General features: G+C 54.3%; 16 protein-coding genes. 13 read left to right on the forward strand and 3 right to left on the reverse strand.

The window, feature by feature from the left end; all coding sequences use genetic code 11:
• The first annotated feature begins 12 nt into the window (after nucleotides 1-12).
• From Q7C21_RS00765 to Q7C21_RS00795, 7 genes are read left to right on the forward strand one after another with little or no spacing between them, the layout of a single operon-like run.
• Entirely contained in the window at nucleotides 13-1,293 is a 1,281-nt protein-coding gene (locus Q7C21_RS00765) for an amidohydrolase family protein (protein ID WP_140033263.1), read from the forward strand.
• Nucleotides 1,283-1,744: a RidA family protein gene (locus tag Q7C21_RS00770; protein ID WP_008926002.1), complete on the forward strand. Its 462-nt coding sequence runs from the start codon at nucleotides 1,283-1,285 to the stop codon at nucleotides 1,742-1,744. The genes Q7C21_RS00765 and Q7C21_RS00770 overlap by 11 nt, the downstream gene beginning before the upstream one ends.
• Nucleotides 1,745-1,773: 29 nt before the next feature.
• On the forward strand, nucleotides 1,774-2,655 hold the full coding sequence (locus Q7C21_RS00775) for a creatininase family protein (protein WP_004571368.1): 882 nt from the start codon (nucleotides 1,774-1,776) through the stop codon (nucleotides 2,653-2,655).
• 13 nt (nucleotides 2,656-2,668) lie between these two features.
• Nucleotides 2,669-3,652: an ABC transporter substrate-binding protein gene (locus Q7C21_RS00780; RefSeq protein WP_004571367.1), complete on the forward strand. Its 984-nt coding sequence runs from the start codon at nucleotides 2,669-2,671 to the stop codon at nucleotides 3,650-3,652.
• Nucleotides 3,649-4,476 (forward strand): ABC transporter ATP-binding protein, encoded by an 828-nt coding sequence (locus Q7C21_RS00785; protein ID WP_004571366.1) that lies wholly within the window; start codon nucleotides 3,649-3,651, stop codon nucleotides 4,474-4,476. Before Q7C21_RS00780 ends, Q7C21_RS00785 begins: the two co-directional genes overlap by 4 nt.
• A gap of 4 nt (nucleotides 4,477-4,480) precedes the next feature.
• Nucleotides 4,481-5,296, forward strand: a complete 816-nt coding sequence (locus tag Q7C21_RS00790; RefSeq protein ID WP_004571365.1) for an ABC transporter permease — start codon at nucleotides 4,481-4,483, stop codon at nucleotides 5,294-5,296.
• A 27-nt stretch (nucleotides 5,297-5,323) separates the two neighbouring features.
• Nucleotides 5,324-6,727: an FAD-binding oxidoreductase gene (locus Q7C21_RS00795; RefSeq protein WP_004571364.1), complete on the forward strand. Its 1,404-nt coding sequence runs from the start codon at nucleotides 5,324-5,326 to the stop codon at nucleotides 6,725-6,727.
• Nucleotides 6,728-7,465: 738 nt separating this feature from the next.
• Here Q7C21_RS00795 and Q7C21_RS00800 read toward each other — a convergent pair.
• On the reverse strand, nucleotides 7,466-7,678 hold the full coding sequence (locus Q7C21_RS00800; RefSeq protein WP_370640789.1) for a hypothetical protein: 213 nt from the start codon (nucleotides 7,676-7,678) through the stop codon (nucleotides 7,466-7,468).
• A gap of 503 nt (nucleotides 7,679-8,181) precedes the next feature.
• On the opposite strand from Q7C21_RS00800, the gene Q7C21_RS00805 reads away from it, so the two are divergent.
• Nucleotides 8,182-10,092: a methyl-accepting chemotaxis protein gene (locus Q7C21_RS00805; protein ID WP_004571362.1), complete on the forward strand. Its 1,911-nt coding sequence runs from the start codon at nucleotides 8,182-8,184 to the stop codon at nucleotides 10,090-10,092.
• 434 nt (nucleotides 10,093-10,526) lie between these two features.
• Here the strand turns inward: Q7C21_RS00805 and Q7C21_RS00810 are convergent, their stop codons facing one another.
• Nucleotides 10,527-10,787, reverse strand: a complete 261-nt coding sequence (locus Q7C21_RS00810) for a hypothetical protein (protein WP_004571361.1) — start codon at nucleotides 10,785-10,787, stop codon at nucleotides 10,527-10,529.
• 200 nt (nucleotides 10,788-10,987) lie between these two features.
• On the opposite strand from Q7C21_RS00810, the gene Q7C21_RS00815 reads away from it, so the two are divergent.
• Both Q7C21_RS00815 and Q7C21_RS00820 read left to right on the forward strand, forming a co-directional pair.
• On the forward strand, nucleotides 10,988-11,122 hold the full coding sequence (locus tag Q7C21_RS00815; RefSeq protein ID WP_255348850.1) for a hypothetical protein: 135 nt from the start codon (nucleotides 10,988-10,990) through the stop codon (nucleotides 11,120-11,122).
• 80 nt (nucleotides 11,123-11,202) lie between these two features.
• On the forward strand, nucleotides 11,203-11,901 hold the full coding sequence (locus tag Q7C21_RS00820) for an RluA family pseudouridine synthase (RefSeq protein ID WP_182629518.1): 699 nt from the start codon (nucleotides 11,203-11,205) through the stop codon (nucleotides 11,899-11,901).
• 16 nt (nucleotides 11,902-11,917) lie between these two features.
• On the opposite strand, the gene Q7C21_RS00825 is transcribed toward Q7C21_RS00820, so the two are convergent.
• Entirely contained in the window at nucleotides 11,918-12,457 is a 540-nt protein-coding gene (locus Q7C21_RS00825) for a DUF2058 domain-containing protein (protein WP_078804538.1), read from the reverse strand.
• A gap of 162 nt (nucleotides 12,458-12,619) precedes the next feature.
• Between Q7C21_RS00825 and Q7C21_RS00830 the strand changes: the two genes are divergently transcribed.
• The 3 genes from Q7C21_RS00830 to Q7C21_RS00840 all read left to right on the forward strand — a co-directional run bounded on the left by Q7C21_RS00830 (nucleotide 12,620) and on the right by Q7C21_RS00840 (nucleotide 15,561).
• Nucleotides 12,620-13,252, forward strand: a complete 633-nt coding sequence (locus Q7C21_RS00830; protein WP_008926027.1) for a TetR family transcriptional regulator — start codon at nucleotides 12,620-12,622, stop codon at nucleotides 13,250-13,252.
• Nucleotides 13,253-13,335: 83 nt separating this feature from the next.
• Nucleotides 13,336-14,718 carry a D-arabinono-1,4-lactone oxidase gene (locus Q7C21_RS00835; RefSeq protein WP_004571357.1) on the forward strand — a complete coding sequence of 461 codons (1,383 nt, stop codon included), beginning with the start codon at nucleotides 13,336-13,338 and terminating at the stop codon, nucleotides 14,716-14,718.
• A gap of 12 nt (nucleotides 14,719-14,730) precedes the next feature.
• The gene (locus tag Q7C21_RS00840; protein WP_004571356.1) at nucleotides 14,731-15,561 is read left to right on the forward strand and encodes a glycosyltransferase family 8 protein; all 831 of its coding nucleotides are present in this window, start codon (nucleotides 14,731-14,733) and stop codon (nucleotides 15,559-15,561) included.
• Nucleotides 15,562-15,618 lie beyond the last annotated feature (57 nt).

Below are 15,618 nucleotides of genomic sequence, written 5' to 3' on the forward strand. Positions count from 1 at the left end.
CGGAGCCTCAATATGAACTTTCCTTCTTTTGCCTCACCGTTAAACGGCATTGCCAACGTGCGCCTTCCCGCCTGGCTGCTTCCTGCCGGGTGGCCTGAGGAGGCAGGTGAACCGGTGACGGCAGATCTGCGCGTTGAGGCAGGCAAAATAACTTCCATGACGCCTTTTCAGCCCGACCAGAATGATTTGTGGGACGCACAGGGCATGCTGGCGCTGCCAGGTCTGCTCGAACCTCATGCGCATCTTGATAAAACCTTCACCATTGGTCGCAGCCGTCCCCTAAAACCCGGTCTGCTGGCCGCGATTGAAACCCTGCATGAGGATCGCCGGCACTGGACCACGGCAGATCTTCATCAGCGTGCCCGACAGGGAATGGCATGGGCCGCCGCCAACGGCGTAACCCGCCTGCGCACCCATATTGACTGGTTCGATGCCACGCCGCCGCTGGCCTGGACGGCACTGGCCACTATCACACAACCCGGCGTCATGCTGGAACGGGTGGCGCTGGTCCCGCTGACTCTTTTTGCCGACAGCGAGGCCGCTGACCGCATCGCCGCTGCGGTGGCGCAAAGCGGGAACCACTGCCTGCTGGGTGGATTTATCCACTCATCCAACTGGGATCCGGCCGCCATGACCAACCTGATGCGCAGTGCCTCGCGCTGGCAACTGAATCTGGATTTGCATATCGATGAAGAGCTCTCGCCGGTGGCACACGGCCTGAGCTGGCTGGCGCATTACCTGTCAGAAAATAGATTCAGCGGCCATATCTGTTGCAGCCACGGCTGCGCGCTGGCCTCCGGCAGTGAACATCAGGCAGTGGAGGTCCTGCGTTTGCTGGCGGAGCAGCGCGTCACGCTGATTGCACTGCCGATGACCAACCTGCTGTTGCAGGATGCCGTCACCGGCCGCACGCCACGACAGCGCGGCATAACGCTGCTGAAAGAGGCGCAGGCGGCAGGCGTTCCGGTGCTGCTCGGTTGCGATAACGTGCAGGACGCTTTTTGTCCGGCCGGCAGCTACGACCCGCTGGATACGCTGGCCTGTGCCCTGTTCGCACTGCAGCTGGATAACGTTTTTGACTGGCAGTCGCGACTGATCTGCGATGTCACCGCGCTGAGCGGTGATGCACCGCCCGGCCTGCCACTCGCACCTGGCAGCGATGCCACGCTGATTCTCTTTCCAGGCAGCGACAGCCTGACCTGGCCTTTAAACAGCGCAGCCCGGCTGGTTTTCCACCATGGCAGGCTTGCCCACCAACGTACCTGGAATCCGGAGTTATCCCATGAGTCTTGAAGCGGGTGCGGGTAAACCGCTCGCCAACTATGCCGCGTGGCGCCGCGCGGGCGATTTTGTTTTTCTCTCGGGCGTGATTCCGGTTAATCCGCAGAGCGGGACCATCGTGCGCGGCTTTCAGGATATCCCCGCCGAAGCACGCCTGCTGTTGGGTGAAACCGGCGAATTCTCGACTGATATCAAACAGGGGCCGATCCTCGCCCAGAGCTGGTATGTGCTCGAAAGTATCCGCCACATCATTGAAGACGCCGGCGGGCAGATGAGTGATGTGATCAAGCTGGTGCAGTACTTTCGCAATCTTGATCATTTCCCCTATTACAGCCGGGTCAGAAAGCTTTTTTATCCCGGTCAACCGCCGGTTTCTACCGTGGTTCAGGTCAGCGAAATGCTGCCCTGCGCCGACGTGCTGATTGAAGTGGAAGCCACCGCCTGGTTACCCCAGTCCCGCTAACCCTGACAAGTCCGAACACGAGGCAGAGCATGATTAACGGCTATATTCCCGCAGAACGTTTTCTCCCTTTTCTGAGCTGGACAGCTATCGCTGCTCTGCCCGACAAGGCTAACACCGTGATTGTCTTACCGACCGGCGCCATCGAACAGCATGGCCCGCATCTGCCGTGTTCGGTGGACAGCGTGATTTCCTCCGGCGTCGCGGGTCACGCACTGGCGCGGCTTCCGGAAGAGATTCCGGCCTTCGCGATTCCGCCCATTACTTACGGCAAGTCGGACGAGCATCTGAACTTCCCCGGCACGCTGACCCTGACCGGCGACACGCTGTTGCAGACGGTGCTGGAAATTGCCGAATCGCTCTACCGCGCCGGGTTCCGCAAACTGCTGATGATCAATGGGCACGGCGGACAGCCGCAGGTGCTGCAAATGGCCTCGCGGGAAATGCGCCTGCGTCACGGGGACATGATCATGATCCCGCACGACGTGTTCCGCGTGCCTAACGTGGAAAATCAGTTCCTGAGTGCGCAGGAGCAGAAAATGGCGATGCATGCCGGTCACAGCGAAACGGCAGTGATGCTGGCTCTGGCACCGGAATGCGTTCACATGGAGCACGCGGTCGCCAATTATCCGCCGGCGTTTCCCTGTCCGACGCTGTCATCTGGCCGCCCTGTCGCCGCCTGGGCTTCTTATGATTTTGGTCCGAGCGGCGTAATCGGCGATCCGATTGGCGCAACCGCCGAACAGGGGCACGCGATCCTCGATTCGCTGGCGGCAAGCTGGGCGCAGGCGATCACGGAGATCCACCTGATGGAATGGACAGTCCGCAGCGAACCCACCTGGGGTAAACACCACTGGAACGGCTTTGTGCAAACCCGCTTCACTCCTCCTTCGTCTTCTCTGGCCTCTGAATAAAGGAATTCTCAAGATGAAACTACGGCGTTCACCCACTTACACCCTGCTGGCTCTGCTGCTGGGCGGCGTTTCGGCCAGTTCAATGGCGGAAGAGAAATTCACGTTCCTGACCAACTGGTACGCGCAGGCGGAGCATGGCGGATTTTACGAGGCGCAGGCTAAAGGGTTGTACAAAACCGCCGGTCTGGATGTCAGCATTAAAATGGGCGGCCCGCAGGTTAACGTGATGCAACTGATGGCCGCTGGTCAGGCGGACTGTACGCTCGGCGACAATGGCCAGGCGCTGGAAACCTGGCAGGCTGGCGTGCATGCGGTGACCGTGGCGACGGTGTTCCAGCATTCGCCGACGGTGTTTATCAGCCACGATAAAGTCGGGGCCGGCGAGCAACTGAAAGACAAAACCTTTTTGCTGGCGACCGAGGCGTATACCTCATTCTGGCCCTGGGCGAAAAGTGAACTGGGGCTGGGTAACGCCAAAGTCCGGCCCTACACCTTCAGCGTGCAGCCGTTTCTTGCGGACAATAATCTGGTACAGCAGGGTTATGTGACTTCCGAGCCGTTCTCAATCGAGAAAGGTGGCAAACCGTTCTATGTCTACATGCTTAGCGACTGGGGATATCCGCCTTACGGCAACTCCATTATCTGCATGGCCGACACTGTCAAAAAACGCCCGGCAGCCGTGGCGGCGTTCGTGAAAGCCTCCATGCAGGGCTGGAAGGAATATCTGCAGGACCCCGCCGCGGGCAACGCGCTCATTACCCAGGCTAACCCGCGTATGGGCGCCGACCAGATTGCCTTTGGCATTGCGCAGATGAAGAAGTATGCGCTGGTGACGGGTGGCGACGCGCAAACCGGCGGTATCGGCATCATCACTGAACCTCGTCTGAAAAAGACCTGGGAGATGCTGGTCAAAAATAAACTCATCGATGCGGATAAAGTGCCGTTTGCGCAGACCTATACCCTCGACATGATTAAAGACGCGAAGGTTATGCCATGAATTCAGCCCCGAAACTCACCGTGATGAGCGATGTCCGCTCAGTTATTTCTCCAACCGTTCCGGCTATCGAGGTGTTGTCGGCGGAGAAAATTTACAGCAACGGCACCCGCGCGCTTCTGCCGGTCAATCTGACCATTAATCAGGGCGAATTTGTCACGCTGCTCGGCCCGTCGGGCTGCGGCAAAAGTACGCTGTTAAAAATGGTTGCCGGTCTGGTGGAACCCAGCGACGGCAAGCTGATGCTGTGGCGCCGCGAAAGTCGTGAAAAAGCGCAGGTTCCGCTCTCTTTCGTGTTTCAGGAAGCCACGCTGATGCCGTGGAGTAATGTGCAGAACAACGTGCGCTTGCCGCTGGATCTGGCAGGCGTACCCCGCGCTGAAGCCAATACCCGCGTCAGTGAAGCGCTGGAACTGGTGGGGCTTGGCAAATTTGCCAACGTCCTGCCTCGCGAACTGTCAGGCGGCATGCAGATGCGCGTGTCGATTGCCCGCGGCCTGGTCACGCGCCCGAAGCTGCTGCTGATGGATGAACCTTTCGGCGCGCTCGACGAAATCACCCGCAACAAACTCGACAGCGACCTTCTGCGCCTGTGGCGGGAACAGGGACTGACGGTCGTGTTCGTCACTCACTCGATCCACGAAGCGGTGTTCCTGTCGCAGCGGGTGATCATGATGGCCGCGCGTCCGGGGCGCGTGGTGGAAGATATCGCCATCAACGAACCTTTTCCGCGCAGCGAAGATTTCCGCGTCAGTCCGGCATTTTCACGCTATGCGAAGCAGTTGCAGGACAGCCTGCTGCAAGCCAGCCAATCGGGTATGGAGTAACGGTATGAAAACGCAAAATGCTTCTCCGTGGATCAACAACCCCACGTTTCGCAAAGTGCTCTATCCGGCGGTAGTCGCCGTGGTGGTCATTTTGCTATGGCAAGGCTGGGTGAGCTATTTCAACATCCCTCAGTTTCTGGTGCCGTCACCGGTGGTGATGCTGCAAAGCCTGTGGACACATTGCGGTTCGCTGATGACGTCGCTGCTGTTCACCCTGAAAATCACCCTGATTTCATTTTTACTGTCGATTGTCATCGGTGCAGTCGTGGCGTTCGTACTGGTACAGAACCGCTTTATTGAAACCGCGCTGTTTCCCTACATCGTGTTCCTGCAGGTGACGCCGATCGTCGCCATCGCGCCGTTGATCATCATCTGGGTCAAAGACACCACATTGTCGCTGGTGGTGTGTTCAACGCTGATGGCGGTGTTCCCGATTATTTCCAATACCACACAGGGGCTTCGCAGCGTATCGCCGGGGCTGCTGAGCTATTTTCAGCTGAATCACGCCAGCCGTCTGCAAATCCTCATTCGCCTGCGCATTCCCTCCGCTCTGCCCTATTTCTTCGGCGCACTGCGCATTTCCAGCGGTCTGTCACTGATTGGTGCGGTGGTGGCTGAGTTTGTGGCCGGCACCGGCGGCAATAATACCGGCCTGGCCTACCAGATATTGCAGGCGGGCTATCAGTTGGATATCCCGCTGATGTTTGCCGCTCTGCTGCTTATTTCACTCACCGGCATTGCACTCTTTGGCGCGATGTCCTGGATTTCCCGACGCGTGCTGAGTGCCTGGCATGAAAGCGAAGCCGTGCAATCTCATTAACCTCATTCATCTTTAGGCAGGAAGATTATGGACAGTGAACAACGTCAACAGGCGCTCGCCCTGATTCTGCAGGCGCTGCCTGATCTGGACTGGACTTTACAGGCGCCGAAGGTCAAACGCCTTTCCCGTGATTTTCACTGGTTCAGCCCGGTGCTTAAGCGGCAACTGGAAGACAAACAGGCCGATGCCGTGGTCAGGCCGCGCAGCGAAGAAGAGCTGAGATTACTGGTGAAAGCCTGTGTTCAGCATCAGTTGCCGCTGATCCTGCGCGGCGGCGCGACCGGCAACTACGGCCAGCTGGTGCCACTGGAGGGCGGCATTCTGGTCGATATGACCGGATTCAATCAGGTATGTGAACTGGGCAACGGCGTGGTACGGGCGCAGGCTGGGATCCGGCTGGCGGAGATTGAAACCCTGACCCGGCCAACAGGATGGGAACTGCGCTGCATGCCTTCCACCTACCGGCTCGCCAGTCTGGGCGGCCTTTACGGCGGCGGATTTGGCGGTATCGGCTCCATTAACTACGGCCCACTCGGCGCGCCCGGCAATGTGCTCAGCGTAAAAGTCATGACGATGGAAGCCGAACCACGCATTCTGCAGGTGCCCGCGCCACAGGCATTGCTGCTGCATCATGCCTATGGCAGCAACGGTATTGTGCTTGAGGTGGCGCTGGCACTGGCACCGGTCCATCAGTGGATTGAGAGGCTGGACGTGTTTGATGATTTCACCGACGCGCTGGATTATGCCAATGCCTTTGCCCGTTCGCCGGGGCTGGCAAAACGCCAGCTCGCGCTGTTCGCCGCGCCAATCCCCTCTTATTTCAGTCACCTGAACGGACGCTATCAGGCCAGCCAGCATGCGGTAATCAGTGTGATCGCGCAGGAAAGCGAAGGATTTTGCGCGCATCTGCTGGAAAAATACCGCGGTCAGAGCGCCCTGCGCCAGCCGGCCGACGAAGCGCGTGAGGCTAACGCGTCGCTGATGGAGTATTGCTGGAACCACACCACGCTGCACGCACTTAAAGTTGACAGCTCTCTGACATATTTACAGACAGCGTTTAATCACACCTGTTATCGTCAGCAGATTATCGATATGGCAGCGTTGTTCGGTGATGAGGTTATTTCGCATATTGAATTCCTGCGTGACAATGATGGCAACATTACCGCAAGCGGTTTGCAACTTGTGCGTTATTCAACTGAAGAAAGACTGAATGAAATAATGACAACCTTCCGTGACAATGACGTAAAAATAAATAACCCACATGTTTATCATATTGAGGATGGTAAACAGGGAGAAATTAAACCTGACGTCGTTTCTGTTAAGAAGTGTCTTGATCCTGAAGGATTACTTAACCCCGGCAAGCTCAAAGGCTGGGCGGAACGCGACAATCTGATATTAGATAAAGACCCTCTGTTATTAATCATTAAATAATAATAATCCTCCCCACTTCTGGTGACAGAAACAGAGGCGGGGCGGCGATTGCCTGTGTGTGCCCTTAAATAAAAGTTACCGGCAGTTGTTCTGCCAGGCAACTCTATTACTTTTTGACAGGATGGCACTAATGAGAAATAACGCTATTCAGCGTTACGCTGAAGTTGAGCGCTATTGGTGTCGGATTTTCAATTCGCTTTTTATTCCATGGAATAACTAGCGTACAAAATACTGAAAATTTTATTTCTGTATGCCTGAGCCGATTAGGGATGGAACTAAAGAATGGAGGGGGAATGTAGGATAACGTTCAGACCATACTGAATTTTTAGTGAGATCACTAATTTTATTAGTCGATAACTGAATACGGTCTGAGATAAAAATCAGCGTAATTTTTCGGTGACACCTGACTAACCTTAATGTGATTTAAATTTTAAACAAACTAATCACTGTCACATCAATCTGAAGGCATGAATAATATCTGTAAGAATGTTTAGCAGAGTGGTTTGGAAAGGGGAATCTGCGTAAATACGGAGTCATTCAGGATGAAGATGATCGCCTGACAGATAATGAAGATTCTCGACGGACGTGGGTGTTCATTCTTTGTTCCAGCGAGACAACCCCACCATATTAAGAGACGCTGGCGGGTTAACGCCTGGCACAGCTTCCTGTGATAATGCTGTGCCCGATAGCGTCAGGGCGTCGGCCGACTGTTTTCTGAAGAACTGCGGAGAATCAGGATTATTTTTTACGCCAGAAAAGAAAGGCAGCCAACGCTGTGAGCACGCCAATCAACGGCATTGTTCCCGCGCCGGCCAGAAAGTTATGCCGATCAATGGCATTCTCTTTTCTGATATCTGCAAAGCGCGCAGCGGCCTGCTTTTCATCAGGAGCACGCACTTCTTCAGCCTCTTTTATAAACCCCTGAGCAAGCAACTCGCTGGCGCGGTTCATGTCTGACCTTGCCAGGGCAATGGTCTGTTTTCCCTGCGTGTAGAAACAGTAATCTGGCATCAGTTGTGCTCACTATTGAGAGTGGGATTTCTATTTTATAGGATAGAGCGCGTGGTAAATAGCATTGCTCATGAATAAAACTGTTTATATCTGACTGCTTAATCAAAACATTAGCAAAATCCTGCACTTTCCCTTTGCAAACCGTTATCGCTTTTGATCCATACTTTCATAAAATAATTTTGATCAGGATCAAATAAATACAATTCAACTCCATATAATTATAAATTTTTATTTTATTAATCAGAAGCTTGCAATCATGCCTGAAATTATTAGAAGGCAAATAATTTCAAAGTTAACAATAAAAAGCCAACTCATTAGCCCCTCATGCAATTATAAATAAAATTAAAGGTTATTTTCACCCTGACGATATAAAGATCATCTTTGGCATTATTTAACTTTTTTTTCTTTTCTTCTGCTTCTGAACCTCATTAAAGGTGAACCTCATGGGTCTTTCTCAACGTATCTCTGATATTAAAATCGGAAAAAAACTGGGTGCCGGCTTTATCGTCCTTATCGCTGCCTCCCTTGCCATTACCTTTATGGCTTTTGACTGTTTTCGCAGTATCAAAGACAACTCTGCCCGGCGCTCAATTACCGTGGAAATGGTTAACACCTTAGGCAAAGCACGTCTTAACCGTACCCTCTACCAGTACACCAAAGATCCCAAATTTGCGTCACAGAACGTTCAGGCCCTGAAGGATCTAGAAGCGCTTTATAAACGGCTGGATGGATTCAAATGGGATGAGATTGGTCAGCAGAAAGTCACCCTGATGGGACAGCTGCTCAACGACTATAAGAACCAGCGTGAGAAATTCGTGGCATCCGCGGAAACGACCTCCGCCGCTCTCAATGCGATTAAACCCGGTGCCCTGATCGGTTTTGCACATCAGTTTGAATCGCTCGATATGGCTCAGTCACCGGATGCGGCCCTTCCCGTCATGCATCTGGCTGCCGCGCTGTTTGATGCCGCCAATGTTGAAAAAGCGTTTCTGGATAAACCCACAGAGGCCAGCAGAGATGCGGTGCTGGAAGAATACACTGCGATTAATACGCTGAGTGAGCAGCTGGACATTTTTGCTCAGCCCACCATTAGTGATGGCACGCGAAACTTACTTAACACGCTTGCGCAGCAGCGCCAGGCTTTAACGCGCTATATCGATGCTTCAGAGAAAGAAAAAGGCGAATCTGCGAGCCTGACTGCTGCTGCTGAACGGCTCAATGCGGCAGTCTCTGACACCTTTGCGTTCCAGTCTCAGCTTTCTGCAGAGTTCATTAAACAGGCGGAGTGGCGTATTGCGTTTGCCGCGCTGATTTGTGCCATTCTGAGCCTGCTGATTGCCTGGCGGATCACCCGCAGCATTACGCAGCCCCTGAAAGAGACACTGAATGCCGCGCAGCGTATCGCCAGCGGTGATTTAACAACCTCGCTGAAAACCACGCGTGGCGATGAGTTGGGTCAGTTGATGCAGGCGGTAGATGCAATGAACATCAGCCTGCAGAACATCATCACCAACGTGCGCGATGGCGTCAGCAGCGTGGCGCGCGCTTCGGCAGAAATTGCCGCAGGCAACACCGACCTGTCATCGCGCACTGAGCAGCAGTCTGCCGCCGTGGTTCAGACAGCTGCCAGTATGGAAGAGCTCTCCTCGACGGTGAAACAGAATGCGGAGAACGCCCACCATGCAAGTCAGCTGGCGACCGATGCGTCGGTGAATGCCGGACGCGGTGGTGAGATTATCCGTGATGTTATCGTCACCATGGACAGCATCAGCCAGAGTTCAGGGAAAATTGGCGAAATCATTCACGTCATCAATAGCATCTCTTTCCAGACTAACATCCTGGCACTCAACGCTGCCGTGGAAGCGGCACGCGCCGGTGAACAGGGGCGCGGGTTTGCGGTGGTTGCAGGTGAAGTGAGAAATCTGGCCCAGCGCAGCTCGCTGGCCGCTAAAGAGATTGAAACGCTGATTCGCGAGTCACTTGACCGGGTGCAGGATGGCTCTGCGTTTGTTGAACGCGCCGGCACCACGATGAATGACATCGTTCGCTCAGTCAGTCAGGTTAAAGACATTATGGGTGAGATTGCTGCCGCATCTGACGAGCAAAACCGCGGCATTTCTCAGATTGCCACGGCCATGGCCGAAATGGATACCACCACGCAACAGAACGCCGCGCTGGTTGAAGAGTCTTCCGCTGCAGCCAGCTCTCTGGAGTCTCAGGCAGATGAACTGGAAAAAACAGTGGCTGTGTTCCGTCTCTCTGCCGTGCAAACCCGGACTCCGGTTCTGACGCCACGTTTAGTACCTGCTGTGCCTGTGGCGGCATCCGCAGACGCCAGCTGGGAGAGTTTTTAACCCGTAGCAACGCGTCAATCTGTTCTGCACGTTAATTCAGCCAGCCTTGTCACAACGAGGCTGGCTGAAATAGTCATTATCTTCAGACAACAAGACAGTCGATAAACAGAAAGCCTACAGCAACGGCCGCCGCAGGCACGACGTGAAGATGTTGAATATGATGGCAGCGATACAATCTGGCTGGACGGCGGGTGCGATGTGTCTCTCGCCTGATTTGTATCAGACTGGCGGTTTGCAGGCAGAAAGGGATCTGGCAGATTGTAGTAGAAAGGGATAATGTCGCGATCACAGGTGCAGTTTTTGAGGGCAGGAGAAGTGTCGTCCCTGACATTATCTCCGGCCGGTATACGCTCTCGCGCAACCGTTGAGGTCGTCCGCTTCGTCGTTTTCCGGCCGGAGCCGGACTACGTCCACTGGCGTCAGTTCTATCGGGGCTAGTTCAGCTCTTCGTTCAGGCCTGCAAGCGTTCGCAGGTACGGCACCTGCTGCTGGGCAACCGCTGGTGACGTAAAACTACTCAGCCAGTTTCTGGCTTTGTCGATTTTCTCCAGTCGATCAGCGTTGCTTTCAGATTTCGCCATCAAACCCAGCTGAGTAAAGAGTGATGCGATACTGATTTCTTTCTCACCCAGGGCAAGGCTTAGTGCCGCTTCGCCAATAATGACGTGGCCTTTCTCGTCGTTTTGAATTAACACAGAAAATCCTCCATTTGGTACGAATTGATGACAACCTCACCAGAGACTGTAGTCGTTAAAGCGAGACTTGCCCGAATAAATCACTAAAAATCGTGCAAGTTGCTGTTCAAATGTACTAAAAGTTTTTTTCCGGATTGTTCTGTTTGTCTCTGTCACCGTTCCTGCCAGACTGACTGCCCTTATCAGCACTGGATGCAGCCATGAAACTTTCTGTTCTTCTCACGTTGTTAGCCGCGACGGTATGCTCAGTATTTGTTGCTCAGGCGGGGTTCGGAACGCATCAGGCCAGCCAGTCGCTCGCCACACAAAGCGGTGAAACCATTACGGGAGAATAAAGACCCGGTGAAGTCTGCCGTCGTCGTCAGTGACCGGGCAATAGGTTATGATCTCCGGCCATTTGTCTGCCGGTTGCACCATGTCTGCCATTATCGATACGTTTATCGCCCCACCCTGCTTTGATGAGATCACATTTCTCTTTCAGGATGCACATCTGCTGGTGATCAACAAACCCGGCGGATTGCTGAGCCTGTCAGGTAAAAATCCTCAAAATCTTGATTCGGTGCATCACCGGCTGGTCAGCCTTTTCCCTGGCTGCACGCTGGTGCATCGGCTCGACTTCGGCACATCCGGCCTGATGGTTGTTGCACGAAACAAGGCGATTAACGCCGCCCTCTGCCAGCAGTTCAGCCAGCGTAGCGTGAGCAAAACCTACCAGGCCCTGCTGTGCGGCCATCTGTCCGATGATGAGGGAGTCATTGATGTTGCCATCGCGAAAGATCCGGCGTTGTTTCCCCGGATGACGATATGCGCCATCAGGGGCAAACCCGCGCGGTCACGCTACCGGGTCACTGAACGCGGTTATTATCAGGGAAGTGAGGGAGACGCGTTGCCGGTCACGCGGGTTGAGCTGACGCCCGAAACCGGACGCACCCACCAGCTTCGTATTCACTGTCAGCAGCGGGGGCACCCGATTCTGGGCTGTGATCTTTACGGTGGGCTGTTGATGCCGGGCGCCCAACAGGCAGAAAGGCTGATGCTGCACGCCAGTGGGCTGACGTTTGTTCATCCTGTCAGCGGCGAGGTAATGCAACTCTCTGCCGCCAGCCCGTTCTGAATGGGTCAGAATACAATTACCACATCAAATCATCAGGGACTTTGAAATCAGCATAAGGATCATCTTCGTCCTGTGCTTCTTCGCTTAATGCGCTGTTTAACACGATGGCGCTGGCATCACGCTGCGCAATTTTATCCGCTACGCTGGCCGGGATGATAGCGTACTGGCTCTCACCACTGGCGTCGGCAGCCAGGCGGGCAATGGCGAGACGACCATTAATCAGCTGCGTCTGCGTAGGCTTATCCACCATGATCTTTTTAATCAGGTTATTGTCGGTAAAGTTGAAGGTGATGTTGCCTTTTGCCACATCAATTTTGTTCATCTCAATCAACTGCTTGACCTGGGCTTTGTACTCTTTCGACAGCACAGCCAGCTTCTGCTGTTCGTTCAGCTGCTTATCCCGCTCAAGCTGCGCCTTTTTGTTGTCTTCCACCGCGGCTCTGGCTTCGCGCGCCTGAACCCGGGATTTTTTGGCTGTGCGCTGAACCTTGTCCATTTTTTTGCTGGATACCAATCCCGCTTTCAGCATCTGCTCTTGCAAGGTGAGTTTTGTCATTGTGGTCTCTGAGTCGTCTCTGAAGCTGTGAAATTCTATCCGGGATTATACCTGCAATCGTCCGGCGTGTGCCAGGTTGCCGCATCTGCTGCGCCTGCGGTTGCAGGCAGCCACTCAACACTGTGCTAACATTCCCCGGTCAGAATCACTTTATTGAGCACCATGTCAGAACTAACAAAACGTAAAAATGACCCTGAAGGGCTGAAAAAACGCATCATTGCCGGCGCACTTAAGACGTTTGCAGAATTTGGTATGCAGGGTGCGCGGCTGGAGCAGATTGCTGAGCATGCGCAGACCACGAAACGCATGGTGGTCTATCACTTTGGCAGTAAAGAACAGCTTTATATCGACGTGCTGGAACAGGTTTATCAGCAGATACGTCAGCATGAAACGGGCCTTAACCTTGCGGCGATGGAGCCAGAGCTGGCTATGACACGGCTGGTGGAAGCCAGTTTTGATTACCATGTCGAGCATCCCGATTTTATCCGGCTGGTGTGCAGTGAGAACCTGCTGCGTGGTCGCTATATTTCCCAGTCGGCGCAGATAAAAGCACTGAACCGCAGTGCGCTGGATCTGCTGGATGATATCCTGGCACGGGGTCAGCAACAGGGCGTGTTTACATCCGGCGTGCAGACCATTGATGTTCATCGCCTGATCAGTAGCATCTGCGTTCACCACGTTTCGAACCGTTATACTTTCAACGCTCTGTTTAGCCCTGATAATAGCGAAGCGGAGAGTATTCGCCGCAATCGTCAGCTGGCTGTCACCGCAACGTTACGTTACATCCGTAAATAATTACCGGCATTCCTGACTGCAATTGGCAATAGTCTACGCTTAGTGATACTTGTCTTTTAAATGCAATAATAAGGAATACTGTTGTGACCAGAGACGCACGCCTCTATCCGCTTCGTCAGACCCATATTAAACCCGATGATGATGCACTGTGGAACTGGGCGCAGAACGCGCAGATCGGTCGTCGTCAGCAGGTTCAGCGTCCCGCCAGTGAAGCGGAATTACAGACACTTCTTCGGGAGTCACGCGGTCAGATTCGGGTGATTGGCAGCAAGCTGTCGCCAGGCCGCATGCTGCACGTCGCTGATGATGATGTGCTGCTTGATCTCAGCGCACTGAGTGGCCAGCTCGCCAGCGATGAAGAGAGCGTGACCTTTGGTGGCGCGACCCCGCTTGAGCAGGTTTATCGCAGCCTGACCGAAATGAACCGCATGCTGGCATCTTCGCCAGGTGTGATAGCGATTCAGACGCTGGCCGGTGCGATGGCGACCGGCACGCACGGCCAGGGTTTGCAGCAGAGTTCGATTGCCGATGAGGCGCTGGCAATCCGGATGGTGCTGGCCGATGGCAGCGTGCGCGAATTTGTTCGTGGTGAAGCTGACTTCCCGGCCGCGCAGGTTTCTCTCGGGGCGCTGGGCATTGTTACTGCGGTAAAACTTCGTACGCAGCCGTTTCGCATTTTCACCTGCCACAAGAATGCCGTGTCCGCCGATACGCTTGAAGAGGATCTGTTGCGCTGGAACAACGACTATCCGCTGAGCAAAGCGTGGTGGTTTGTTGACGACAACCTGATGCACGTCTGGAACGCCCATGAAGCGAGTGCCGAAGAGCGTGAGCACTATGAAGCACAGGGTCGTCAGGTGGTGGAACATGAGGGTGAGGTTGATGAGAGTCTTAACGACACTATCGACCAGACGCTGGCGCATATGCATCGCGATACTCAGATTGAGGGCAAAGGGGGAAAACAGTTCCGCACCGTTACCCGTTTTCGTGATTTCACCGATGTTACCGGTGACATCTACCAGCTCTTCTGCCGTGGTATTGCAGTCCCCCAGATCAATGTGGAAATCGGCGTACCGCTGGCAAAAACGCCGGCCATTATTCGCCGGATCAAGCAGTGGTATGCCGAAAACCGTCCGCATATGCACTACCCGATTATCCTGCGCTGCACCGGCGCATCGTCAGCCTGGCTCAGCCCGGCAACTGACCAGCCCACCTGCTTTTTCGGCTTTGTCGTCTATTACGCCGATGATGGCTCGCTGTCTCAGGAAGGGCTGCACTTCCTGACTGAAGTGGAAAAATTGCTCGCCGAGGAGGGTGGACGCCCGCACTGGGGCAAGTATTACGACGAAGAACGCTACAACTGGCGTGAGATCTATCCGAAGTGGGACGCCTTCCGCGCCCTGCGCAGCCAGCTCGACCCGCAGGGCCGACTGGGTAACGACTACATCACGCCACTTTTTGACTGATTGAGGAAAGCTATGTTTGCCTGGGTAACGCTGTTAACACAACCCGATTATCTGGTGGGCGTGAAAGCGCTGCACCGTTCGCTGAAAGAGAGCCAGAGCCAGTGGCCGCTGGTGGTGATGACGACATCGGCGATTTCAGACGCTGACTGTCAGATTCTGCAAAATGAAGGCTGTGTGATTAAACCGGTCGATCCGCTCTATCCGCGTGACGATCTTGACCAGCATTACGCCTCGGCGCAGTTTGGTGAGGTCTGGACCAAGCTGCGCGCATGGCAGCTCACTGATTATCAGCGCGTGGTGTTCCTGGATGCGGATATGCTGGTGCTTAAAAACATGGATGAGCTGTTTACGCTGGATCTGGGTGAAAACCCGCTGGCTGCCTGTCACGCCTGCCGCTGTAATCCCAACCAGATTGCCTCTTATCCGCCAGAATGGCAGCCAGAGCAGTGTCATTACACCTGGCAGGCACGCGGTGAGCAGGCGCCGGAGAGCGTCGACTATTATCTCAACGGCGGTTTTCTGGTGCTGAAGCCTGACAACGCAATGTTCGACGCACTGGAAAAACGTATTGCCGCCATTGATGATCTTAGCGCTTATCCTTTCTCTGAACAGGATCTGCTGAATGAAGTGTTCGCGGAACGCTGGAAACCGCTCTCTTATATCTACAATGCGTTAAAAACGCTGCCCTTCCAGCACCGTGGCCTCTGGCAGGATGATGAGGTGAAGAACCTGCACTATATTCTGGCGAAGCCGTGGAAACGCGATCTCAATCAGCCGGAGAGCCAGCGTGATCGGTTCTATGCGCTGGACAAGCTGTGGTGGGAAAAAAGCGGCTTGATCTGATTACGTCAGGGCGGGAAACCCAGGTTCCCGCCCTGCCCGACGGCATTCATTGCCGCA

The sequence above is a fragment of the Pantoea sp. ANP04 genome, from assembly GCF_041982285.1.
Classification (GTDB): Bacteria; Pseudomonadota; Gammaproteobacteria; order Enterobacterales; family Enterobacteriaceae; genus Pantoea; species Pantoea eucalypti.